Below are 24,014 nucleotides of genomic sequence, written 5' to 3'. Positions count from 1 at the left end.
GTCAGTCTCCTGGGGATGTCGTGCTTGCCGTTTCACGGCGCGCCATCCAGAGACGCATGCGCACGATTTCGGATTCACGCGTCCGGATCAGTTCCTCCGCGACGCCCCTGGCGTCCGCGTCCGAGCCCTTTTCCACCTCTATCCGCGCCAGGGCGATAGCGCCTTGATGCTGCGCGATCATCACCCGCATGAAGTCGATATCGGGATCGCCGCTCCAGGGGATGTTCATCGATTGATGCAGGCGTTCGTTGGCCTCCTTGAAGGCGCGGGTGGAAAGGGCGTCTCCGGGGATGTCGTCGTGCCCGGCATGCTCGTCGATGGGCTGGGGCGTCGACGCCACGGGACGATCGGGACGGGGCGGAGCCTGTCGGGAGACCATGCCGAAGCCGAAGGCGGCCGCGCCCAGAAGGGCCGCGACGAGGGTGAGCCAGCTCAAGCGTTTCATCGATTGCGCTCCTGATATCGGCCGTCAGGCCGCTCCGCCGCGATCGCGATAGGCGAGCAGGCGCAGCGCGTTGAAGACGACCAGCAGGGTGGAACCCTCATGCAGGGCGACGGCTGGTCCTATGCCCAGTCCGAGGATGGTCGCCGGCACGAGGAAGGCGACGACGCCCAGGCTGACGAAGAGGTTCTGTCGAATGACGGCCCGGGTCCTGCGGCTGAGGCCGACAGTGAAGGGGAGGTTGGACAGGTCATCGCCCATGAGGGCCACATCGGCCGTCTCGAGCGCGACGTCCGATCCGGCGGCGCCCATGGCGACGCCCACCGTCGCCGTGGCCATGGCCGGTGCATCATTGACCCCGTCGCCGACCATGGCGACCTTGGCGTCGGCCCGCAGACGCTTGACCGCCTCGACCTTGTCGTCCGGCATCAGGTCGCCCCAGGCCTCGGTCAGCCCCATCTGGCCGGCGATGGCTTCTGCGGCCTTCTGGTGATCGCCGGAGAGCATGATCATCCGCCTCACGCCCAGCGCCCGCAGCCTGTCAAGAGCGTCGCGGGCGGCTGGTCTCGGCGTGTCGAGCAGGCCGATGACGCCGAGATCACGTGCGCCTTGTCGCACGACCATCAGGGTGCGGCCTTGGGCGCGCAACTGATCGACGGCCTGGGTTGCCGACTGGCCGAGGGCCGCAACGCCGTCCGCGCCGAACATTTCAGGCTTGCCGATGTAGACGGTTTCGCCGTCCAACTCCGCGGCTACGCCCTTGCCGGTGAGGCTGCGCAGACTTGACGCCGTGCGTGTCGAGGCGTCGCCGAGGCGTTGAGCGCCATCACGCGCAATCGCTTCCGCGAGCGGATGATCGCTGAGGCGTTCGACAGCGACGGCGACGGCAAGCAGTTCGCGTTCTTCCACGCCTTCGAGCGGGATGATGTCTGTAATGCGAGGGCGGCCTTCCGTCAGGGTGCCGGTCTTGTCGAAGGCGATGGCCTCAATGGCTCCGAGGTTTTCCAGAGGCGCGCCGCCCTTGATGAGCACGCCGGCGCGCGCCGCGCGTGCGACACCGGAGAGGACGGCGCTGGGGGTGGCGATGGCCAGGGCGCAGGGGCTGGCGGCGACCAGCACCGCCATGGCGCGGTAGAAGCTGTCACGGAAGGGTTCATCGACGACCACCCAGGCGAAGAGCAGGACGAAGGCCAGGGCCAGGACCAGAGGCACGAAGACGCGCTCGAAGCGGTCGGTGAAGCGCTGGGTCGGAGATTTCTGGGTTTCAGCCTCGCTCACCATTCGCACCACCTTGGCCAGGGTGGTGTCGCTGGACTTGCGGGTGGTCTCGATCTCGATGGCGCCGGCGCCGTTGATCGTGCCGGCGAAGACAGCGGAGGTCGAAGCGATAGAGGCGGGCCTGGTCCGGGCCTGGGCAGGATCGGATACAGGCTGCTTGTCGACTGGCATGCTCTCGCCAGTCACCGGGGCCTGGTTGATGCTGGTCGTTCCCGAGACGACAAAGCCGTCGGCGGGCAGTCGTTCGTTGGGACGAACCACCACCACGTCGCCAATCTCGAGACGCTCGACGGGGGTCTCCAGGATCTGGTCGCCGCGACGAACATGCGCGGTGCGCGGAGCCAGCTCGGCCAGGGCCTCGATGGCCCGCTTGGCTCGACCCATGGCGTAATGCTCCAGTGCATGGCCCAGGCTGAACAGGAAGAGGAGCAGGGCGCCTTCGGCCCAGGCGCCGAGCGCGGCGGCGCCCGCCGCCGCCACAAGCATGAGCGTGTCGATCTCGAAGCGGCGCCGTTTCAGGTTCTCGACGGCTTCCCGGACGGTGAAGAAGCCGCCGAGGCCATAGGCGCAGAGGAAGAGCGCGAGCGGAATCCAGCCGGCAAGGCCGGGCGCCAGTTTTTCCAGCGCAAAGCCGACGCCGAGCGCGCCGCCGGCGGCGAGGGCGAAGATCAGTTCGGTGTTCGGGCCGAACAGGCCGCCATGGGCGTGACCGGCGTGGCCGTCGCCCTCTCCATGGGTCTGATCCTCGCCGTGATCATGATCATGGCCTTTCTCGCCCGTCGCGGTCGGTTCCGGCCTCGCGGGCAGGGGGGCGGGCGAGAAGCTGAGTCCGTGGGCCGCAAGACGCTGACGAAGGAGGTCCTGGCTGGTCTTGGCCTGGTCGAATTCGAGGCGGACGGCGCCGGATGCGTCCAGGGCGGCCTCCAGGACGCCGGGTTCTTCGGCCATGGCGGCCTCGAGGGTGCGGGCGTGACGGGCGTGACGAACGCCTTCCACCCAACCGACAAGGTGGCCGAAGCGCCGGCTGATCTCCGCGCCGGCCTGAACGGCCTTGCGCCGGACGTCAGCGGGCGAAAGCAGGGCGGCGTCATAGTGGATGCATAGCTGGGCCGCGCCGTCCGTCCCTGTGACGTGGACCTGGGACAGGCCCGGCGCGCCGCTCAACCTGGAGATGAGCCGCTGGATGCAGGCGTCGGACGCGTCTGGCGCTTCCGGGAGCAGGACGGGGATGTCCAGCCGGACGGTGTCAGACATGGCGGAACTCCAGCTTCAAGGACCTGGGAGAAACGGGCAGGAGACGCAGGGTCGAGGCGGCGCGAGCGGCATCGTCTTCCGCGGCGGCGAGTCTGACTGCGACACCCGTCAGGAGGGACAGGGCCGCGAGGAGGATGGCGATAGGGCCGAGGAGCTCGACCGGGTGCTCAAGCACAGGTTGGGCCTTCACCAGCGGGGTCCACGCCAGAAGCGTGAAAAGCCCCGCAAGAGTGAAGAGCTTGCGCCAGTGCTGGATCGACTGAAGGTCGACCGCCGACGCGGCGGCGACGTCTGGACCCGGGTCGGTCGCATTCATTGTTTTTCTCCTTCACCGAGGCCGCTCCTGGCGGCCCGGAGGATGTCAGATCCGCCCCTTGGGGGGGCGGGGTCGGCGAACAGGCCGCCGACCCCGAGGCTCACGAAGGGGGCGAGGTCGAGGGGCGACATCGCTTGCAGAGGGTGGCGCGGCACGGCCTCTGCGTCGTGGCCCCCGTCCATCAGTCTTCGATCCCCTCCGCCTTGCGATGCTTGACGGCCTTGGCGGCGAAGGTCGGCAGGACAAGCAGCGTCAGAGCCGTTGCGGTGAGCAGGCCGCCGATGACCACGGTGGCCAGAGGCTTCTGCACCTCGGCGCCGGCCCCATGCGCAAGCGCCATGGGACTGAAGCCGACGATGGCGACCAGGGCCGTGGTCAGGACTGCGCGGAGGCGGCTGAAGGCGCCCAGAAGGGCGGCGTCGCGCGGCGATTGTCCGGCGGTCAGCCGTTCGCGGATCGCCTGCATCAGCACCAGGCCGTTCAGGGTCGCGACCCCGGATACGGCGATGAAGCCGACCGCCGCCGAGACCGAGAAGGGCATGCCCCTGAGCAAGAGGGCCAGGGCTCCGCCCACCAGGGCCAGGGGCACGCAGGCGAAGACCAGGCCAGCCTCGGCGAACGACCCCAGGGCCATGAACAGCAGGATGCCGATCAGGATAAAGACCACGGGGACCACCAGGCCCAGTCGCTGCTCGGCTCGCTTCAGGTTTTCGAACTGCCCGCCCCAGGTCAGGGAATAGCCTGTCGGCAACTTGACCTGTTGCTGGACCTTCGCCTGGGCGTCGGCGACGAAGCCGCCCAGATCGCGGCCGCGCACATTGGCCTGGACCACCATGCGCCGGCTGCCGTCGTTGCGGCTGATCTGGTTCTGGCCCTCCGCCACCTGGATCCGGGCGACCGAGGAGAGGGGCACCGTCACGCCCGTCGCCGTGGTGACCGGAAGGGCGGCCAGGGCGGCCGGATCGTTGCGTTCGGCGTCGTCGAGGCGCACCACCACGTCGAACCGGCGATCCCCTTCGAAGATCTGCCCCGCCTCGGCGCCGCCGATGGCGGCCGAGACGGCTTCGGACACATCCGCCGCCGAGAGGCCGTAGTTGGCGGCGGCGAAACGGTCGACGCTGATCGTCAGGGTCGGCAGGCCTGAAGCCTGCTCGACACGGACGTCAGCGGCGCCGGGGGTGTTGCGCAGGGCGCCGGCCACCTGGTCCGCCGTCTTCTGAAGCTGGGCGAAGTCGTCGCCGTAGACCATGACGGCCAGATCGGTTCGAACGCCCGAGATCAGTTCGTTGAACCGCAGCTCGATCGGCTGGCTGAACTCGAAGCTGTTGCCTAGCTGCGTCGAAGCAACCTTCTCGATACGCGCGATCAGATCTTCCTTGGCCAGCTTGGGGTCGGGCCATTCCTTGCGGTCCTTCAGCACGATGACCGCGTCGGAAATGTTGGGCGGCATGGGGTCCACCGCCGCCTCGGCGGTGCCGGTCCGCGAGAACATGGTCTTCACTTCGGGTTGAGCCTTGATGGCGCGTTCCAGCGCCATCTGCATGGCGAGCGATTGCTCCAGGGAGGCCGAGGGCACGCGCAGCGCCTGCATGGCGATGTCGCCTTCGTCCAGGGTCGGGATGAACTCCCGGCCCAGGATCGAGAAGACTAGACCGCCGACCAGCAGGGCGCCGATGACAGAGGCCAGCACCGTTCTGGGCCGGGCGACCGCAGCACGGATGGCTGGCTCGATCCAGCGGCGCGCATGGCGCAGCAGGAAGGTCTCATGTTCCTGCGCCTCTCCGTTCTCGTCGAGGTGGACGGTCTTGGGTTCGCGCACCAGCAGGGCCGTCATGGCCGGCACGAAGGTGAAGGAGAAGATGAAGGCGCCGACCAGGGCCAGCATCACCGTCGCCCCCATGGGGATGAAGGTCTTGCCTTCGACCCCCTCGAGCATGAGCAGGGGCGTGAAGACCAGAAGGATGATCAGCTGGCCGAAGGCGGCCGGCTTGACCATCTGACGAGCCGCGGCGGCGGCGACGCCCAGACGCTCGTGACGCGTGAGCGTCCGGCCGGCTTCCGCCCGCCGCTGGCTCAGCATCAGCAGGGTGTTTTCGACCACCACCACCGCGCCGTCGACCAGGAGGCCGAAGTCCAGCGCGCCCAGGCTCATCAGATTTCCGCTGATGCCGAAGCGGTTCATGCCGATGACCGCGAACAGGAAACTGATCGGGATCATCAGGGCCGTGATGGTCGCGGCGCGGATGTTGCCCAGAAGCAGGAACAGCACGACGATGACCAGCAGGGCCCCCTCGGTCAGGTTCTTGGCCACTGTCTTGATGGTGGAGTTGACCAGGGCGCTGCGGTTCAGCACCGGCTCGGCGACAACGTCGGGCGGCAGGCTGGCGCCGACCTCCTTCAGCCGATCGGCGGCCGCCTGGGCCACGGTGCGGCTGTTCTCTCCGGCCAGCATCAGGGCCGTGCCGATGACCGCTTCATGGCCGTCGCGGCTGGCCCCGCCGAGGCGCGGCGCCTGGCCGATCTCGACCGCGGCCACGTCGGCGACGCGAACCACCAGACCATTGCGATTGACGACCGGCGCCTGGGCCAGGTCTTCGATCGTCTGGGCGAGAGCATCGGTGCGGACGGTCAAGGCCTCGCCCGCCCGCTGCACATAACCCGCGCCCGCCTGGGTGTTGGCCCGGTCCAGGGCCTGGATCAGGTCAGCCAGGCTGAGGCCGTAGGCGGCCAGGCGCGCCGGGTCGGGGCGAACGGCGTATTCCTTCACATAGCCGCCGTTGACGTCGACGCCCGCAAGGCCGCGCGCGGTGCGCATGCGTGGGGCGATGATCCAGTCCTGCACCGTGCGCAGATAGGTGGCGCGGGCCTGGGGCGTGGTCAGGCGCTCGCCGTCCGGCGTCAGATAGGCGCCGTCGGGCTGCCAACCCGGTCGGCCGACCCGCGCGGTCCCGGCGTCGAACGGCTTGAAGTCGACGGTCCACATCAGAACCTCGCCCAGACCCGTGGTGATCGGAGCCAGGACGGGCTCGACGCCCGCGGGCAGCTTCTCGCGGGCCTGGGCCATCCGTTCGGCCACCTGCTGGCGGGCGAAGTAGATGTCCGTGGCGTCGCTGAAGATGACCGTGACCTGGCTGAAGCCGTTCCGGGTCAGGGAGCGCGTGTTCTCGAGCCCTGGAATACCCGCCATGGCGGTCTCCAGGGGATAGGTGACCTGACGCTCCATCTGTTCGGGCGCCAGGGCGGGGGCCACGGTGTTGATCTGCACCTGCCGGTTGGTGATGTCCGGCACGGCGTCGATCGGCAGTCTGGTCAGCTGGACCAGCCCCCAGGCGGCCACCAGAGCGGTGGCGAGGACGATGAACCAGCGGAAGCGTACGGACGCCTCGATGAGGGATTTAAACATGGTCGCCCTCCTAGTGGCCGTGCTCGGCTTCGCCCTTGGCCAACTCGGCCTTGAGCAGGAAGGCGTTGGTGGAGGCGACGCGCTCGGTTCCGGTCAGGCCGCGCAGGATTTCAGTGCCGCCGCCGGCCTGCCGTCCGGTCAGGACGGGCTGGGCGCGGAAGCCGCCGTCCGTCTGGACGAAGACCACAGTCGCCCCCTCCACAGTCTGGACCGCTTCGGACGGCACGGTGAGACCGGCGCCCTGACTTTCGGTGACCACGGATCCGGTGACCGCCGATCCGGCGGGCGGCAGGCTTGCGCCCTGGGGGCGGGCGCGGATGACGGCCGCGCCGCTGTTCTGAAGACCTGCGTCCGCAGCGACGCCGGTGACCAGGGCGTCGAACTCGCCCTGCGGTCCGGAGACCCGGATATGAGAGCCCGCGCGAACCAGGGCCGCCAGATGCGGCGGCGCGTTGAAGACCATCTCCATCCGCGCCGGATTGGTCACTTCAGCGACCACCCCGCCCTGGGGTACGAAGCCGCCCGGTCCAACCTGCACGTTCGTGACCACGCCGGAGATGGGGCTGACGATGCTCATTCGCCCCGAGGCGCTCGGCGAGCCCGCCGCAGCGGCCCGCGCGCGGGCTGCGCGCGCCATGGCCTCGGCGCTGGCGGCTTGAGCCTGCGAGGCCTCGACTTCCTGGCGGGCGACGACGCCCTGATCCGCGAGGTTTCGATTGCGTTGGTGGGCCTGGCTGGCCGCGGTCGCCGCGGCCGCCGCGGCGTCGATGTCGGCCCTGAGAGCGGCGCCTTCACCGCTGACGAGGCTGACCAGGGCCTGTCCGGCGCGAACCGACTGGCCCGGCGCGACCAGCACCCGCTCGACCGTGCCGCCGACCACGGCGCCGACGGCCGCGCGGGCGTCGACCATGGCTTCGACCCGGCCGGAAAGCCGCGTCTCGCCGCCGCCGCCGCGCGAAACGGCGACGACGGCGATGCCGGCCGCCTTTTGCTGTTCAGCGGTCAGTTCGACCACGCCTTCAGGGGCTTCGCCTTCTTCGGCAGGCTCGGTTTCGCCTTGCGCCGCAACGGGCGTCGCGTCCGGCTTCTGGAGCGCCAGATAGAGACCGCCGCCGCCCAGGAGGACGAGGGCGGCGACCCCTCCGATCAGGAGGGTCTTGTTCGATGTGACTGGGCGCATCACGGGTTTCCTTGGAACGGGGCGCGGCCGTCGAGGCGCGCCAGATCGATTTCGGCGCGAACGCGCGCGAGGCGGGCGTCAACGGCGGCGGTGCGGGCGTTGATCAGGGCGGCGCGCGAGACGCGCAGCTCCAGTTGCGAGATGCGGCCGGCTTCGGCTCCGATACGCGACAGGCGATAGGCCTCCTCGGTGGAGGTCACCCCGGCGTCGGCTGCGGAAACCCGGCTTCCGGACGCCGCCAGTCGGGCGACCGCCGCCGCCCGGTCGGCGCCGGCGTCCTGCCGGGCCTGGGCCACGCGGGCTTCGGCGGCGCGGAATTCGGCGCGCGCGGCGTCGATGTTTCCGCGGTTCCGGTCGAAGAGGGGCAGGGGCAGGCTGAGGCCGACGGTGAGGGCGGTCTCATCCTCGATGCCGAACCGGGTCACGCCGACGCTGGCCGTGACATCGGGACGCGCGCGGATGCGCTCGACATCAATACGGCGTTCGGCCGCCGTTCTTTCCGCTTCCGCCACGCGCACTGTCGGTACGTTGTCGCTCTGGACGACTCCTGGGCCGGCGCCGGCGTCCAGCAGGCTTGTTCCGATGGAGGTCGGGGACGTCGACAGCATGGCCACGGCGGAGAGGCGCGCAAAAGCGGCGGCCTGTTCGGCCTTGGCCTCGTCCAGGCCTGCGCGGGCCGAGGCGGCCTCGCTTTCAGCCTGGATGCCGCGCAGCAGGGGTTCCCGGCCTTCCTCGACGAGAGCCAGGGCGGCGCGAGCGTCGGCCAGGGCGAGGGCCAGGCCTTCTTCGGCCAGTTGCGCCCGGCGCTGCGCCGCTTCGGCTTCGGCATAGGTCAGGGCCAGTCGGCCCGCCGTATCCACGAGGGCGAGATCGCGACGCAGGCCCGCGGTTCCCGCCTCGGCGCGGGCCACGTTCACGCGCGCCGGACGACGACCCCAGAGTTCGAGATCCTGGCTGACGGACAGGCTGAGGTCGCCGCCGCCAAAGCCGCTATAGGGTCCAGTTCCGCCGACGTTCTCGGCGGTCAGGGACAGGTTGGGGTTGGGACGGACGCGGGCTTGCCGGACACGTGCTTCAGCGGCGTCGACAAGCGCATTGGCTTCAGCCGAAGCGGGTGTCTGGTCCAGTCGGGCGAGCAGTTCCGCGTAGGAGGGGGCAGGGTCGGCCCATGCCGGGCCGGCCGCCATAGTCGCCAGAACGGCGAGGGCGCAGCCGACCGCAAGGCGCGGCCGACGACGAATTGTCGAGTACATGTTTCATTTCCAGAAGTGATGAACAGAAGGGCGCGCGATGGCGCAAACCTCTGCTCAGCTTCTGGGAGGCCGCATCAGTCCATTGGCGGCGAACGAGGCTACGCCGTCGTCCTGGGGACGGCCGTGGCGCGTCTGGACGAAGGCTTCGGCGAGACCGAATTCAGATGTGGCGTGGCGTTCGGAGGCGGTGTGATGGCAATGGCCGTGGGCGCAAAGGCCATGCTCTCCTCCGGGACCGTTATGGTCGCCGGCGGCAGGGTCATGATCGAAAGCCTGATGCGCGGCGACGGGTTCCGGCGCGCAGGCGGCGGCGTCCGAGACAGGGACCACGACAAAGGCGGCGATGACCAGCGTCAGCGCCGCGAAAAGTCGTGCCAGACTCGCCATTGACCAGGTCATTGTTCCGCTAGTTAGGCCCGGCGGATCGGCATGACAACGTGTTATAGAGTCCGGATTGCGGCAGGTTCGCGGGAATTGATGTGTTTTCACGGCCCGTTGTCGATCTCCGTCGCCCCCGGTCAGCCTCAAGGGAGGCGGGGCTGGGCCTGTGAGGAAAACGCCAGAACCTGAGCATGCCGATCAGGTAGGCTCCTGCTCCTTACGGAGGTGCGACGCGGACAGAATGGCGACCCTGGTCCTTCCCCATGATCCGAGCTGGATGCAGAACTTCAGGGACGAGGCGCGGGTGCTGGCGGCCGCTGTCGCTCCGGCCGATATCGGGCTCCACCACATCGGAAGCACGGCCGTACCGGGGATCCTGGCGAAGCCTATCATCGACATGCTGGGGGAGACGTCCAGCCTGGGGGCGTTCGATCGGTCTTCCCGCCGCCTCGAAGCGATCGGGTACGAGAGCATGGGAGCCTTCGGGATCGAGGGCCGGAGGTATTTTCGCAAGAGCGCCGCGGATGGCGCGCGCACCCATCATCTCCATGTGTACGAGATCGGTTCGCCCCAGATCGCTCGCCACCTGGCCTTTCGTGACTACCTCCTGGCTTTTCCGGATCGGGCGGCGGCCTATTCGGAATTGAAGGCCCGGATCCTGTCCGGCGGGAGCGCAACCTATCAGGAGGCCAAGGCGGCTTTCGTCGCGGCGCTGGATGCCGAAGCCGCTGCATGGCGGAAGTCGACAGGCCGCCCATAGGGCCGTTTCGCCCCGGCTTCGGACGGTCATTCCTTCCTTGAAGACGGCGAACAAGGGCGGGGTTGGCGATGAGCGAAGCCCCATGCGAGGGGCTGTTCTAGTGCGACATGAGCCAGGACAGGTCGGGGTCGTTCTGCAGGCCGCTGGTCATGCCGCCCCAGAGGCGTTGCGCCAGCGTCCCGCGACCGAAAGCCCCCGTGACGATGAGGTCGGCATGGAGACGGCGGGCTTCGGCGAGAAGGTCTTGCGCGCCCGTGGCGCCCGATGTCGCCGGGACATGACGGACGGCGGCTGTCACAGCGTGCCGTTTGAGATGAGCGGCGACGTTTCCAAGTCGATCCGGATCGACCTCGTCGCCGACCCCGACCACGGTCACGGTTTGTGCGCGCTTGAGCAGAGGCAGGGCGTCATGCAGGGCGCGTCTGGCCTGAGGCGCGTCTTTCCAGCCGATGACGGCATTGCTGAAGCCGCCGCTAGCGTCTGCCTGTCCAAGACGCAGGACGGGACCGCCGCCGTGGATGGCAAGCTCGCCGGGAGCGGCCAGAAGACAGTCGGTCGGCGGCGGCGACGAGGTGACGAGCAGGTCCGCGGTGAGCAGGTGATGGCCCAACAGGGGGGCGGGCTCCGCCATGCCGGAAAGCCATGCGGCGGCTTTCGAGCCGGCGCCGAACACCCGAAGAAAGGCGTCGTGGGCGCTGGCGAGGGCGGCGTCCATTCTTCGCGTGTCCTCCAGGACTGACAGGGGCGAACTCGTCACCGCCGTCCTGAGCGCCGATGTCCGGGGCCAGGCGAAACACACCGCCGTCAGCCGGGCGTCGAACCTCGCCGCCAGATCGCGCGCATGTTCCAGCGTCTGGACGAGATCGGACCTCGGCGTCGCATCCACGATGATGTCACGATAGGTCATGGCTGTTCTCCTGTAGGGACAGCCTGCGCCGGCAGTCGCAGGCTGTCGAACCTGATCCGCAAGCCTGCCCTGGGGGAGGCGTTGTCGCCTTGATCCAGATCACGCCTCAGCTGGCAGGATCCTTGATGCATCCCGATCATCCCGCGCTAGCGCTCCACGGACCCGTTCCGGAGCCGACCGGACATGATGTTCGGCGGGCCTATGAGAACAGAACCCTGGCCGATCATGAATGTTGCGAGGCGATGCAGGTTCGCCAATGATCAACACGGGGGCCGATCGGCGCCGACGAGGAGCAGACCATCATGGCTGAAGGACATGCTCATGGCGCGGGGGCCAGCAGCAGACGCCTGACGTGGGCGCTCGCCCTGACGTCTGCCTTCCTGATCGCTGAGGTCGTCGGGGCGGTGGTGTTCAAGAGCCTGGCCCTGCTGTCGGACGCGGCCCATATGTTTACCGATGTCGCCGCCTTGGCGATCGCGCTGGCGGCGATCAAGATCGGAGAGCGGCCGGCCGACGCCGTGCGGACATTCGGCTATCGCCGGTTCGAAATTCTCGCCGCCGCCTTCAACGCCGTCCTGTTGTTTCTGGTGGCGGGCTACGTCCTCTATGAAGGGGTGCTGCGCCTGGTTGCGCCCGAACCCGTCGGTTCTGTCGGGATGTTGGTCGTGGCCTCTCTGGGCCTGGTCGTGAACCTGGTGTCGATGCGACTGCTGGCCTCGGGAGCGAGCGCCAGCCTGAACGTGAAGGGGGCCTATCTCGAGGTCTGGGCCGACATGCTGGGTTCGGTGGGGGTGATCGGGGGCGCCCTTCTCATCATGCTGACGGGCTGGACATGGATCGATCCGGTCGTCGCGATCGGCATAGGCCTCTGGGTCTTGCCGCGGACCTGGATGCTGTTGAAGAACACCACCCATATCCTGCTTGAAGGCGTGCCCAAGGGCCTGTCGCTGGAGGCGGTGCGAGCGACGATCGCCGCGGTCCCTGGCGTGGCGGAGGTCCACGACCTGCACCTTTGGGGCGTGAGCAGCGACGATGTGAACGGCTCGGTCCATCTGGTGCTCGCGCCGGGCGAGGCGCCAGAACCGGTGCGCCGCGCGGTGCTGGGGCAGATGAATGACGTCCACGGCATCGAACACGCCACCGTCCAGATCGAAACCGGTGCGGGCGGCGACCGGGATGGGGCCGGCCACGGGCCTGTTCCTCATCGATGACGTTGAAATCGGCTCGTCCGCCACGATCTCTGAGCCCAGGATTCATAGTCACGGGGTTTGCAAATGACCGGGAGCGATGCGGGCGAAGGCCATTGGCGCAAGGTCTATCGCGAGACCGGCGCCGACGCCGTGAGTTGGTATGAAGCCGAGCCCAGCGCATCTCTTGAGGCGTTGGCGCGTGCGGGTGTGTCTGGCGCCCGATCTTTCGTCGATGTCGGAGGCGGCGCCTCTCGGCTGGTGGACCAACTTTTGGATCGCGGATGGTCCGACCTTACGGTTGTCGATATCGCGTCCGAAGCACTGGCTGTCTCGCAGCAGAGGTTGGGCGAACGGGCGCACGGCGTGAACTGGCTCGCGGTCGATATTTCGGCGTGGACGCCGTCCCGTTCCTTCCAGATCTGGCATGATCGGGCGGTGTTTCACTTCATGACCGAGCCCGAGCAGAGGGCAGGGTACAAGACAGCCTTGCGCCTGGGCACGCGCGAGGGCTCGCTGGCGATTTTCGCGACGTTCGCCCTGACCGGTCCCGAGCGATGCAGCGGCCTGCCTGTTCGACGCTACGATGCGCGCGCTCTCGCTGCGGAGTTTTCGGACCATTTCGAACTGCTCGATAGCTGGCAGGATGACCATGTCACGCCGAGCGGCAGGGTGCAGCCCTTCCTCTGGTCGGTGTTGAAGCGATCAGCCTGAGGCTCGGAGGAGGGGCGGGCTGCGTCCACCGTCCGCTTCATTGACGCGCCGCAGCCAGGTCCGCGAGGATGGGGCAATCAGGCCTGTCGTCGCCTGTGCAACAACGCGCCAGGGTCTCCAGGGTGTCGGCCATGGCCTGCATTTCGGCGATGCGGGCATGAAGGTCGGCGATGCGTTGCTCGGCGACGGCCCTGACCTCCCGGCTGGGCCGCGTCCGGTCGCGCCACAGGGAGAGCAGTATGACGATCTCCTCAATCGAGAAGCCGAGCGTGCGGGCGCGGCGGATGAACCGGAGCTCGTTGATGTCGCGATCGCCGAAGGCGCGATAGTTGCCGCCGGTGCGTTCCGCCGGCCGGATCAGCCCCGTGGATTCGTAGTAGCGGATCATCTTGGCGGACACGCCCGTGGCGCGGGAGGCTTGGCCGATATTCACGCTGGGACTCCCGTGATGCGGCGCCTGACCTTCAGCGCCTGATCAGTTCAGCAGCTTGGGCTTGTTTCCGTCTGCATCATCGGTCTTGATGGGCAGTCCAGCATACGCTTCCGACGCGTCCCGAACCATAGCCTTCAAGAGACGCGGCTGGACGGAAGCTGACAGGAGTGACGCCATGCCGACGGCCCACGACCCTCACCAGAGCCATGCTCACGACGGTATTTCGCATGAAGATGGAAAGGCGATCGATCCGGTCTGCGGCATGGCCGTGGATGCCGCCGCCGCCCAGCATCGCGCAGAGCACGAGGGACACGACTACGTCTTTTGCTCGGCGGGCTGTCGCACGAAGTTCATCGCGGACCCGGCCCAATACCTGGGCAAGGCGTTGAAGGCGGCTCCGGCGTCGCCAGGGACGATCTACACCTGTCCGATGCATCCGCAGGTGCGTCAGGAGGGGCCAGGTAACTGTCCGATCTGCGGCATGGCGCTGGAGCCCGAGACGGTCACTGCCGAGGCTGCGCCCAATCACGAGCTGATCGACTTTACCCGTCGTCTCTGGATCGGCGCCATTCTGACTTTGCCGGTCGTAGCCCTCGAGATGGGCGGGCATCTCACGGGACTGGCCGATCGGATCCCCGGCCAGACGTCGAACTGGATCCAGATCGCTCTGGCGACGCCGGTGGTCCTGTGGGCCGGCTGGCCTTTCTTCGAACGGGGATGGAAGTCTGTCCTCAATCGAAGCCTCAACATGTTCACCCTGATCGCCCTCGGCGTCGGGGCGGCCTGGATCTACAGCGTCGTCGCCGTGCTGGCGCCGGGGCTGTTTCCCTCGGCCATGCTGCGCATGGACGGCAGCGCGCCCGTCTATTTCGAAGCGGCGGCGGTGATCACGGTGCTGGTCCTGGTCGGCCAGGTTCTGGAACTGCGAGCGCGCGAGCAGACCTCGGGCGCGATCCGGGCCCTGCTCGACCTGACGCCCAAGACGGCCCGGCGCGTGCGCGAGGACGGCGCCGACGAGGATGTGACGCTTGATCTCGTGGCCGTCGGCGACCGGCTGCGCGTCCGGCCCGGTGAAAAGGTCCCGGTTGACGGCGAGATCCTCGAAGGGCGCGTGGCTATCGACGAGTCCCTCGTGACCGGGGAATCCATGCCGGTCACCAAGGAGGCCGGGGCCAGGGTCATCGCGGGCTCATTGAACAAGACCGGCTCCTTCCTCATGCGTGCGGACAAGGTCGGCGCCGACACCCTTCTGGCCCAGATCGTCCAGATGGTGGCCCAGGCCCAGCGCAGCCGCGCGCCCATCCAGCGCCTGGCCGATCTGGTCTCTGGCTGGTTCGTGCCGGCCGTGGTCGGCATCGCCGTCGTCGCCGCTGTTGTCTGGGGTCTGGTCGGGCCAGACCCGCGCCTGTCCTACGCCCTGGTCGCGGCGGTGTCGGTCCTCATCATCGCCTGTCCCTGCGCGCTCGGTCTGGCCACGCCGATCTCGATCATGGTGGGGGTGGGGCGCGGGGCGCGCGCCGGCGTCCTGATCAAGAACGCCGAGGCGCTGGAGCGGTTCGAGAAGGTGGACACCCTGGTGCTCGACAAGACCGGCACCCTGACCGAAGGGCGGCCGTCGGTCACGGCGATCCTTCCGGCGGACGGATTCGACGAGGGTGAGCTTCTTCGCCTGTCGGCCAGTCTGGAGCGGGGCAGCGAGCATCCCCTCGCTGACGCTATCTTGCGTGCAGCGGCGGATCGTAACCTGACGCTCTCGGAAGCCAGTGAGTTCGATAGTCCGGTGGGGCGCGGCGTCACCGGCCTGGTCGACGGCCGTCGACTGTTCCTGGGCAATGCGCACTATCTCAAGGCGGCTGGCATCGACGTCGCAACCCTTGAGGCCGAGGCTGAAGCCCTGAGAGAGGACGGCGCCACGGCCATCTTCGTCGCTGTCGACGGGCGCGTCGCCGGCGTCCTTGGCATCGCCGACCCGGTGAAGGCCACGACTGCGGACGCCATCCGTGACCTCAAGGCCGCAGGCCTTCGGCTGGTGATGATGACAGGCGACAACCGCACGACCGCGCAGGCGGTCGCCCGCCGTCTGGGCATCGACGACGTCCGCGCCGAGGTTCTGCCCCAGGACAAGGCCTCTGTCGTGGAGCAGCTTCGGTCCGAGGGCCGCGTCGTGGCGATGGCCGGCGACGGCGTCAACGACGCCCCGGCCCTGGCCGCAGCGGACGTCGGCGTCGCCATGGGCGCCGGTTCTGACGTGGCCATCGAAAGCGCCGGGGTCACTCTGCTGGGCGGCGACCTCCAGGGCATCGTCCGGGCGCGACATCTGTCCAGGGCCGTCATGGGCAACATCCGCCAGAATCTGCTGTTCGCCTTCGGTTACAACACCCTGGGGATCCCGGTGGCGGCCGGGGTCCTCTATCCGGTCTTCGGCCTGATGCTGTCGCCGGCGCTGGCGGCTCTGGCCATGGCGCTGTCCTCGGTCAGCGTCATCGCCAATGCGCTGCGTCTCAGGGCGGTCAGGCTGTAGGCGACGTTTCGCGAGGAGGTCCCCGTGTGGATGTTTCCGGTCTTGAGGGGAAAGCTGCGCGCTTGCGTATTCATGAGAGAGGGGCGCTTCCCCAAGGAGACACACGTGAACCGTTTCAAGATCGCAACCCTGGCCGGCGCGGCCGCCGCGCTTTCCCTGTTCGCGGGTCAGGCCGACGCCCACGCCCGCCTCGTCAGCGCCACCCCGGCGGCCGGCGCCACCGTCGCGGCCCCGCGGACCATCAGCCTCACCTTCAGCGAGCGCGTGGCGCCGGCCTTTTCCGGCTTTGACGTCGCCAACGCCCAGGGAACCGTCATTCCGGTCCAGGCCCAGGTCTCCAAGGACGGCAAGACCCTGAGCGGGTCTCCGCGCTCCGCCCTGGCGGCCGGCGCCTATACGGTCAACTGGCGTGTGGCTTCGCCCGACGGCCACCGCATGACAGGCTCCACGACCTTCATCGTGCGCTAGGCCGTGCTCGAGATCTCGGTCGTCCTCCTGAGGCTGGCGCAGTATCTGGGCGCCATGCTCCTGCTGGGCGTGCCCCTGTTCTTCGCCCTGAGGATGCCCTTGTCCGCCGCGGCCGTCGAAAGATGGCCGCGAAAGACCTTGCTCGCTGCGGCGTTCGTGACCGCGATCGCCTCGCTCGCGGCTCTGGTTCTGCAGACAGCCGTCATGGCGGGATCAATGACGGAAGCGCTGAAGGCGGCGTCCCTGTCCTACATGGCCTTCGACATGGAGATCGGCCGCGCCTTCCTGGCGAGAGCGGTGGTCTCCGCCCTGGCCGGCGTCCTGCTTCTTGTGCTGCGTCCAGGCCGGGCGAGCTGGATCGGCCTGACGGTGCTGGGTCTGGTGGTTTGCGCCAGTCTGGCCTGGACGGGCCATGGCGCCGCTACCGAGGGCGCCCTGGGTGGTGTTCACCTCGTGGCGGATGTCATCCACGCCGCGGCTGCGGCCATGTGGCTGGGCGCGCTCGCGGCGCTGGGCCTGTTTCTGACTATTCCTCACGGAGATCCGGAACGGGACCGGCTGACGCATGACGCCTTGCACGGCTTCGCAGGCATGGGCACGCTTGCGGTCGGGCTTCTGGTCGCGACAGGTCTGGTGAACACCTGGTTCCTGGTTGGTCCGGACCGGCTGGGCGCGTTGCTGACGACGCCCTACGGCCTTCTGTTGAGCGCCAAACTGGCGGTCTTCCTCGGCATGCTGGCCCTGGCCGCCTCCAATCGATTCGTCCTCACGCCCTGTCTTCATCGCGCCCTGGAGGATGAGAGCCAGAAGCCGTCGGCGATCCGCGCCCTGCAGCGCAGCCTGGTGCTGGAGACGCTCCTGGCGGTCGTCCTTCTGGGCCTTGTGGCCATCATGGGAACGCTTGCGCCGCCCGCCGCCATGATGATGTAACGTCATCGCGCTCGACACGGCCAGCGTCGCCTTCGGGCGCCTCGGAGCGATGAAGTCCTCCCCTTGCGTCGTCAGCGCGGGGGAGGGCGTTCCCTAGCCCAACTTGACCCGTGTCTCGTTCAGGAAGGTGTAGTCCAGCAGGAAGAGGTTCTTGGGCGCGGGTCCCTTCCGGATGCGGCCGGCGGTGTCGTAGTGGGAGCCGTGGCACGGGCAGAACCAGCCGCCGTAGTCGCCCGTCCCGAACGTCGGAATACATCCCAGGTGGGTGCAGACGCCGATCAGGATGAGCCATTCGGCCTTGCCGGGCTTGTGACGGCTGGCGTCGGTCGCAGGGTCGCGCAGAGGCGCATCGTCGTCGGCGACGGCCTCGGCGATTTCCTTGGGGGTGCGGTGGCGGATGAAGACCGGCTTTCCGCGCCATTTGACCACGATCTGCTGGCCGAGCTGGACCTTGCCGTAGTCGACCTCGACCGAGGATAACGCCAGGGTGTCGGCCGCCGGGTTCATGGAGTTGATCAGGGGCCAGAGCGCCATGCCGACGGCGCCGACGGCCATGGCTCCAGCCGCGACATGGATGAAGTCCCGACGATCGGTATCTTCGACGGAGGGCGGGATCTCGGTGGTTTCAGGAGAAGGCATTCGAGTTCCTCTCGAAATGGATCCTTCGCAGGCCCGTGGCCGCCGTCTCGATCGGCGGCTGAATCGATCCTCATGGATCAACGTCAGACTGGCCTTGGCTGTTCCCGGCCCTGCGCTGAAGAAGGGGCCGGGAACAGGGCGCGCCAGGGCGTGGGGCGCGATCCGGGCGGGTATCAGGAGGCGGGTCGCGGCGCCCGGGTCGAGGAGTGGTAGCTGACGATGCGCCATTCGCCATCGCGCTGTCTCAGGACGCTCGTGGCGACGCCGCGGCGTTCGACCGGAGCGCGGCCGGCCGTCTTGAAGGCGATCCGAAACCGATAGGTCTCCGTCGCATAGGCGACGTCGCCGACGACGGTCGCCTTGGTCACATGATCCTGGAAGGCGAAGCTGGAGAATTCCTCGAGCTCCGGGGCGAGGTGATGGGACAGGTACTGGGAGATGGAGCCCTCCGCGCTGCCCTGTTCGAAGACCTGGGCGTCGGGCCAGAAGAAGGTTTCGGAGCGGGAGGCGCTAAGCGCCTCGAGCGCGCCGCGGTAGCCGTCCAGCACGGCGACCACTTCGGATTCTGCGGTCGTTTGCGTGGTCGTTTGCGCCAGCGCGGGCGCGGCGACCAGGGCCGGAGCGGCGAGAGCGGCGACGGCGATGATCATGGAACGATAGGTCAAAGGAAGTCTCCTTGGTCACTGTGAACGAAACGGCTCGGTTCGGGCCGGGTCGGGGCGTGGGGCTGCGTCGGGCGAAGATCCGACAAATGATGCGTCGACCGGGCCGCTCCAGGCCCATACGAAGGCGGTCCGGGCGAGTAAGAGCGCGAGGAGCCGGGCGAGCTTCCAGGGAACCGTCCGATCTGAACCCACGGGCGACGGTCGTATCCAGGCACGTGCTGACCATGCTTTCGCCCCTCCCGGCGAAGACCCGCTCTAATTCCCCTACGCACGGTCTGGCTTGGGCCCCTCAAAATACGCCACAGTGAGACGACGGCCCCCGTCTTGAGGGATGAGCGCCGGGTCATGCGTATCCTCAATAAGAACGTCGAAAGGCACCGATCATGGATGATCTAGAAAATTGGCTGAGGCGCGCGGCGCCCGGCGACGGCGTATCGCTCGATCGGCTCGAGGAAGACGTCTGGAGACGCGTAAGCGCGATCCAGGCCCAGCGGGCGACCGAGCGGATCCGCGTGGCCGCGGTCGCTGTCGCCCTCGTGGTCGGACTCGCCAACGGCGGTCTCGGGGCGAAATTCGCTCAGACGACCGCATCGGAGATGGCGATCTTCTCGATGGCGGCGACGTCGCCCCTGGTTCGCCTGGAAGCGGGCTGATGGCGATCGCCTGGAAATCCATCGTCGTGACGGTCGCGCTGGCCGCCGCAGCGAGCGGGGTCGGCGCATGGGCCGGCGCCACCTGGGTGCTGAACAAGCAGACGCCGCCGTCCCTGCACGAGATCGTTCATAATGATCTTGATCTGTCGCCTGAGCAGCACAAAAAGATCGAAGCCATAGAAACCCGGTTCGCTGGACAGCGCGTCCTGCTGGAAGGCCGCGTCCAGGCCGCCAATCGCGAGCTGGCCGAGGCGATCAGGGTCAGCAATGGCGACAGCCGGGTGGTTCAGCCCGCCGTCGACCATTTTCACGACGCCATGGGCGACCTGCAACAGGCGACCATCGCCCACATCTTCGAGATGCGGACGGTGATGAACGACGCCCAGGCGCGACGCTTCGACCGGAGCGTTGTCGAGGCGCTCACCGCCGACGCTCAATAGCGTCCGTGCAGGAACGCCACCCCCTGCAGACGAGAGCGGCCCACGGCGACGTCGTGGCCTTTGAAACGCTCGTGGGAGAGACCAAGGCGGGTCTCTACAGGTTTGTCCGTCGCTATGTCGGCGACGCCGACGAAACCTATGATCTCGTTCAGGAGGCCTATGCCGCCGCCTGGCTGGCCATCCGCCGCTATGATCCGGAACGGTCCTTTGAAGCCTGGCTGAGGACGATCGCCATCAACAAATGCCGGGACTGGAGCCGCCGTCGCAACATCCGCAGGCTGTTCATGGGCGGAGCCGACCTTCAGTCCGCCGAGGCCCTGGCTGTGGCGGATGACGAAGTCGGCGCGGAAGACCGGTACGAAGCCGTCGAGCAGGCGCAGCGCCTGCATGCGGCCATCGCCGCCCTGCCGCCCAAGTTGAAGGAACCCCTGCTGCTGACCGCGATCGAGGAACGCAGCCATCCAGAGGCCGCCGAAATCCTTGGCCTGTCCGTCAAGGCCGTTGAGATGCGGGTCGCCCGGGCGCGCCAGAAGCTGTCCCAGCAGTTCCGGGCCGGCCTGGCCGACTGATCCGCTGGAACCGCGTTCGCGTTCCGGACTTGCTGCACCAGACACCTCTGAGGGGAGGGCGGTCTCGCGTGCGTATCCTATTGGAGAGCCAGGTTCGCTTCTCGGAACGAACCGGCGGTGAGGACTGTGCCATGACGTTTGATCGTCGAAGTCTGCTGCGCGCCGCTGTCGCTGGCGGCGGACTGCTGGGGATGCAGGGTTTGCTGCCGGCCTGGGCGCAGACAGGCTCTCCTGGCTTGCGTGCAGACTACCCGACGCTGGCGGGGGCAAATATTGACCTGACGGTCGGACAGTCGCCCTTCACCGTGAATGGTCGGACGGCCACGGCGACCACGATAAACGGCCAACTTCCTGCCCCGCTCCTGCGGCTTCGCGAGGGGCAGAACGTTCGCCTGGCTGTGACCAATCAACTGGACGAGGACACCTCGATCCACTGGCACGGCATCCTCTTGCCCTTCCAGATGGACGGCGTGCCCGGGATCAGCTTCCCCGGGATCAAGCCGCGCGAGACCTTCGTCTATGAGTTCCCTGTCCGGCAGTCCGGGACCTTCTGGTATCATAGCCACTCGGGTCTTCAGGAGGCGCTCGGCCACTACGGCCCCATCGTCATCGACCCGGCGGGCGCCGATCCGGTCGGCTATGACCGCGAGCATGTCCTGGTCCTGTCGGACTGGAGCTTCATGCATCCGCACCAGATCCTGGAGAAGCTCAAGAAAAGCCCCGGATATTTCAATCGCCATCGGACGACGCTGGCCGGGTTGCTCTCGGGCTCAGACGGCATGAGCCTCGCGGAGCGCCGGATGTGGGGCGGGATGCGGATGGATCCTCGGGACATCCTCGACGTCAACGGCACGACCTACACCTATCTGATCAACGGTCACGGCCCGCAGGAGAACTGGACCGGCCTGTTCCGGCCCGGCGAGCGGGTGCGTCTGCGCGTCATCAACGCCTCGGCCATGTCGATCTTCAACGTCCGCATTCCCGGTCTGGCCATGACCGTGGTCCAGGCCGACGGCGAGAACGTGCGTCCGGTTGAAACGGACGAGTTCCAGATCTCAGTCGCCGAAACCTATGACGTCATCGTCCGCCCGCTTGAGGACCGCGCCTACACCATCGTGTCGGAGGCCATCGACCGTTCGGGCATGGGCCGCGCGACCCTGGCCCCGCGTATGGGCATGACGGCTGAGGTTCCGCCTCTGCGTGAAATCCCTACCCTGACCATGAAGGACATGGGCATGGGCGACATGGGAGGGATGGACGGCATGGGGGCCATGGAGGGCATGGGGGCCGCACCCATGGCCGGAATGGATCACGGCTCCATGGCCGGGATGGACCATGGCGCCGCAGGCGCCCAGGCCGGCGCCTCCATGGCTGGAATGGATCACGGATCCATGGGCGCTATGAATATGCGCGATCCTGACAATGCGCCGCCCAATATGGCCGTGGGCGTCGGGGTTCAGACCATTTCGCCCATGCCCGCCAACCGTCTGGGCGAAAGGCCGCAGGGCCTGGAGAAGGTCGATCACCGGGTGCTGGTTTACACTGACCTTGTGTCGCTCGCTCCGAACAAGGACATGCGCCCGCCCAGCCGTTCGATGGAGATCCATCTGACCGGCAATATGGAGCGGTTCATGTGGGGCTTCGACGGCCGCAAATTCAGCGAGCTCGTCGAACCGATCCGGTTTGAACGAAATGAGCGTGTGCGGGTCACCCTGGTGAACGACACCATGATGGCCCACCCGATCCACCTGCACGGCCACTTCTTCGAGCTCGTCACGGGCGGGCCTGACGGGCATCAGCCGTTGAAGCATACCGTCAACGTCGCGCCGGGCGGCAAGGTCAGTTTCGATCTTACGGCCGACAACCCCGGGGACTGGGCTTTCCACTGCCATCTGCTGCTGCACATGCACGCAGGCATGTTCAACGTCGTCACCATTCGGCCGATGGAAGGCGCGGGGTCATGATCCGGCTGTCCGTTGCTCTGGTTCCGCTGTTGCTGGCGTCGACGCCGACCTTCGCCCAGACCCACGCCGGTCATGGCGCGACCCTGCCCACAACGCGTCAGGCTCCGGCCGCGACCGCGGAATGCGGCGCGCCGGGTTCGTCTGCTGCGGCTTCCACGGCGGCGAATTCCGCCAGGACGACCGCATCTCGCGCTCCGGCCTGCCCGCCAGGAACCGTGCCCGCCCGAGACGGCGCCGCCGGTCACGACATGTCCACCATGGGCCAGGCGCAGCCTTCGCCGACGACGCCGGCTGGGCATGACATGTCCATGATGCCGATGGGCGCGGCTCCAACCGGGCAGGCGAGCCCTCCCGCCGGTCACGACATGTCCACCATGGGCCAGGCGCAGCCTTCGCCGACGACGCCGGCCGGGCACGACATGTCCATGATGCCTATGGGCGCCGCGCCCTCAGGACAGACGGACCCTCATGCCGGACACGACATGTCCGGCATGGCTGGAATGGCCATGCCGCCCAGTGTTCCCACTGGGGCAGACAATCCTGGACGTCCGCCCCAGGCGCCGCCTCCGCCCGGCGCCCTAAGCGGGTCCCCCCATGTCGCGGATCAGGTTTTCAACGCTGAAGATATGGCGGCGGCGCGAAGGGTGCTTCTTGCCGAACATGGCGATGTTCGCGCCAGCGCCGTGATGATCGACCAACTAGAAGCGACATCCGTGGATGGCGAAGAGGGTTATGCCTGGGAGGCCCAGGGCTGGCGCGGCGGAGATATCAATCGCTTCTGGTGGAAATCCGAAGGCGAGGGCGAGTTCGGCGGAGAGCTCGAGGAAGCTGAACTCCAGGCCCTCTACAGCCGCGCCTTCACGCCCTATTTCGACTTTCAGACGGGCCTGAGGCAGACCTATCGGCCAGAGGGCGACCGGACTGACCTTGTCGTCGGGGTCCAGGGCCTGGCGCCCTACTGGTTTGAAGTCGACGCCGCAGCCTTCCTGTCCAGCAAGGGCGAACTGACGGCGCGCGCCGAGGTCGAATATGATCAGAGGATCACCCAGAAGCTGATCCTTCAGCCCCGTGCGGAGGTGAACCTGTCGGCGGAAGATATTCCGGAGCTGGGTATCGGGTCAGGTCTGTCCACCCTGCAGGTCGGCGCCCGTCTGAGATACGAGATCCACCGTGAATTCGCGCCCTATGTCGGGGTCGAATGGACCAGGCGCTTTGGCGACACGCGCGATTTCGCCGAAGCCCGAGGGCGAAGCGCCGAAGACACCCGCGTGGTGGTCGGCGTCAGGGCCTGGTTCTAGTTTTTTGGAGAAGATGATGAAGATTCAAATCGCCGCAGCCCTCGCGGCTACAGGCCTGTTGGCGGCCTGTCAGCCGGCGGCCGAACAGTCGCAACCCAAGGAAGCGATCTCGGTCGCCGAGCCGGCCGCGACCACAACCGCCCCGGCCGTCGCGCCGGTTACGGAAGCAGCCCCAGCGACCGAGACGACGGGGCAGGCCAAGGACGTCCCTCAGAAAACGGCTGAACCCGTCCAGGCTGCGCCACCGCGAGAGCCCCGGCGTCCGTCCCAGACCCCGAACGTGAGCCCGTCGCAACCCAAGCCCCAGTCTGCGCCCATGCCGGGCCATGATATGCCGGGCCACGACATGTCGACCATGC

22 protein-coding genes are annotated in these 24,014 nt (G+C 67.7%); 12 read left to right on the top strand and 10 right to left on the bottom strand.

All coding sequences use genetic code 11. The features are described from left to right. Position 1: 1 nt before the first annotated feature. The 6 genes from VGE49_RS03930 to VGE49_RS03905 all read right to left on the bottom strand — a co-directional run bounded on the left by VGE49_RS03930 (position 2) and on the right by VGE49_RS03905 (position 9,126). On the bottom strand, positions 2–445 hold the full coding sequence (locus tag VGE49_RS03930; protein ID WP_331033277.1) for a DUF305 domain-containing protein: 444 nt from the start codon (positions 443–445) through the stop codon (positions 2–4). A gap of 24 nt (positions 446–469) precedes the next feature. Next, complete coding sequence (locus VGE49_RS03925) at positions 470–2,974, bottom strand: heavy metal translocating P-type ATPase (protein ID WP_331033276.1); 2,505 nt, start codon at positions 2,972–2,974, stop codon at positions 470–472. Beyond that, positions 2,967–3,290 (bottom strand): hypothetical protein, encoded by a 324-nt coding sequence (locus VGE49_RS03920; protein ID WP_331033275.1) that lies wholly within the window; start codon positions 3,288–3,290, stop codon positions 2,967–2,969. The genes VGE49_RS03925 and VGE49_RS03920 overlap by 8 nt, the downstream gene beginning before the upstream one ends. 181 nt (positions 3,291–3,471) lie before the next feature. Next, positions 3,472–6,693 (bottom strand): efflux RND transporter permease subunit, encoded by a 3,222-nt coding sequence (locus VGE49_RS03915; RefSeq protein WP_331033274.1) that lies wholly within the window; start codon positions 6,691–6,693, stop codon positions 3,472–3,474. 10 nt (positions 6,694–6,703) lie between these two features. Then, positions 6,704–7,873, bottom strand: coding sequence for an efflux RND transporter periplasmic adaptor subunit (locus tag VGE49_RS03910; protein WP_331033273.1), 1,170 nt, complete (start codon positions 7,871–7,873; stop codon positions 6,704–6,706). Continuing rightward, entirely contained in the window at positions 7,873–9,126 is a 1,254-nt protein-coding gene (locus VGE49_RS03905; RefSeq protein WP_331033272.1) for a TolC family protein, read from the bottom strand. Before VGE49_RS03905 ends, VGE49_RS03910 begins: the two co-directional genes overlap by 1 nt. Before the next feature lie 123 nt (positions 9,127–9,249). Between VGE49_RS03905 and VGE49_RS03900 the strand changes: the two genes are divergently transcribed. Together VGE49_RS03900 and VGE49_RS03895 are read left to right on the top strand one after the other, a co-directional pair. After that, complete coding sequence (locus VGE49_RS03900) at positions 9,250–9,516, top strand: hypothetical protein (protein WP_331033271.1); 267 nt, start codon at positions 9,250–9,252, stop codon at positions 9,514–9,516. A gap of 232 nt (positions 9,517–9,748) precedes the next feature. Next, positions 9,749–10,267 carry a GrpB family protein gene (locus VGE49_RS03895; RefSeq protein WP_331033270.1) on the top strand — a complete coding sequence of 173 codons (519 nt, stop codon included), beginning with the start codon at positions 9,749–9,751 and terminating at the stop codon, positions 10,265–10,267. 97 nt (positions 10,268–10,364) lie between these two features. Here the strand turns inward: VGE49_RS03895 and VGE49_RS03890 are convergent, their stop codons facing one another. After that, positions 10,365–11,174, bottom strand: a complete 810-nt coding sequence (locus VGE49_RS03890; protein ID WP_331033269.1) for a universal stress protein — start codon at positions 11,172–11,174, stop codon at positions 10,365–10,367. A gap of 302 nt (positions 11,175–11,476) precedes the next feature. On the opposite strand from VGE49_RS03890, the gene VGE49_RS03885 reads away from it, so the two are divergent. After that, positions 11,477–12,385 (top strand): cation diffusion facilitator family transporter, encoded by a 909-nt coding sequence (locus tag VGE49_RS03885; RefSeq protein ID WP_331033268.1) that lies wholly within the window; start codon positions 11,477–11,479, stop codon positions 12,383–12,385. 63 nt (positions 12,386–12,448) lie between these two features. Continuing rightward, a complete protein-coding gene (locus tag VGE49_RS03880; protein ID WP_331033267.1) occupies positions 12,449–13,075 on the top strand; it encodes a class I SAM-dependent methyltransferase in 627 nt (208 codons plus the stop codon). A gap of 37 nt (positions 13,076–13,112) precedes the next feature. Here VGE49_RS03880 and cueR read toward each other — a convergent pair whose 3' ends face one another. Beyond that, on the bottom strand, positions 13,113–13,508 hold the full coding sequence (gene cueR / locus VGE49_RS03875; protein WP_331033266.1) for a Cu(I)-responsive transcriptional regulator: 396 nt from the start codon (positions 13,506–13,508) through the stop codon (positions 13,113–13,115). A gap of 175 nt (positions 13,509–13,683) precedes the next feature. Here cueR and VGE49_RS03870 point away from each other — a divergent pair, with 175 nt between their 5' ends. The 3 genes from VGE49_RS03870 (at position 13,684) to copD (ending at position 17,427) form a co-directional block, all read left to right on the top strand. Beyond that, entirely contained in the window at positions 13,684–16,029 is a 2,346-nt protein-coding gene (locus VGE49_RS03870) for a heavy metal translocating P-type ATPase (RefSeq protein ID WP_331033265.1), read from the top strand. Between the two features lie 105 nt (positions 16,030–16,134). Then, positions 16,135–16,497: a copper homeostasis periplasmic binding protein CopC gene (copC, locus tag VGE49_RS03865; protein WP_414643596.1), complete on the top strand. Its 363-nt coding sequence runs from the start codon at positions 16,135–16,137 to the stop codon at positions 16,495–16,497. 3 nt (positions 16,498–16,500) lie between these two features. Continuing rightward, on the top strand, positions 16,501–17,427 hold the full coding sequence (copD, locus tag VGE49_RS03860) for a copper homeostasis membrane protein CopD (RefSeq protein WP_331033263.1): 927 nt from the start codon (positions 16,501–16,503) through the stop codon (positions 17,425–17,427). A gap of 93 nt (positions 17,428–17,520) precedes the next feature. Here the strand turns inward: copD and petA are convergent, their stop codons facing one another. Next, positions 17,521–18,066 (bottom strand): ubiquinol-cytochrome c reductase iron-sulfur subunit, encoded by a 546-nt coding sequence (petA, locus tag VGE49_RS03855; RefSeq protein WP_331033262.1) that lies wholly within the window; start codon positions 18,064–18,066, stop codon positions 17,521–17,523. Between the two features lie 173 nt (positions 18,067–18,239). Next, the gene (locus VGE49_RS03850; RefSeq protein WP_331033261.1) at positions 18,240–18,716 is read right to left on the bottom strand and encodes a nuclear transport factor 2 family protein; all 477 of its coding nucleotides are present in this window, start codon (positions 18,714–18,716) and stop codon (positions 18,240–18,242) included. A gap of 398 nt (positions 18,717–19,114) precedes the next feature. Here VGE49_RS03850 and VGE49_RS03845 point away from each other — a divergent pair, with 398 nt between their 5' ends. The 5 genes from VGE49_RS03845 (at position 19,115) to VGE49_RS03825 (ending at position 23,655) form a co-directional block, all read left to right on the top strand. Then, positions 19,115–19,384, top strand: coding sequence for a hypothetical protein (locus VGE49_RS03845; RefSeq protein ID WP_331033260.1), 270 nt, complete (start codon positions 19,115–19,117; stop codon positions 19,382–19,384). Continuing rightward, a complete protein-coding gene (locus tag VGE49_RS03840) occupies positions 19,384–19,824 on the top strand; it encodes a periplasmic heavy metal sensor (protein WP_331033259.1) in 441 nt (146 codons plus the stop codon). The genes VGE49_RS03845 and VGE49_RS03840 overlap by 1 nt, the downstream gene beginning before the upstream one ends. 5 nt (positions 19,825–19,829) lie before the next feature. Beyond that, a complete protein-coding gene (locus VGE49_RS03835; RefSeq protein WP_331033258.1) occupies positions 19,830–20,393 on the top strand; it encodes an RNA polymerase sigma factor in 564 nt (187 codons plus the stop codon). Positions 20,394–20,524: 131 nt separating this feature from the next. Beyond that, the gene (locus VGE49_RS03830) at positions 20,525–22,357 is read left to right on the top strand and encodes a copper resistance system multicopper oxidase (protein ID WP_331033257.1); all 1,833 of its coding nucleotides are present in this window, start codon (positions 20,525–20,527) and stop codon (positions 22,355–22,357) included. A gap of 644 nt (positions 22,358–23,001) precedes the next feature. Next, a complete protein-coding gene (locus tag VGE49_RS03825; protein WP_331033256.1) occupies positions 23,002–23,655 on the top strand; it encodes a copper resistance protein B in 654 nt (217 codons plus the stop codon). The last annotated feature ends 359 nt before the right edge of the window (positions 23,656–24,014 follow it).

Origin of the sequence: Brevundimonas sp. (assembly GCF_036405315.1) — a bacterium.
Lineage (GTDB): Bacteria > Pseudomonadota > Alphaproteobacteria > Caulobacterales > Caulobacteraceae > Brevundimonas.
This window is presented reverse-complemented; position numbering and strand designations above follow the sequence as displayed.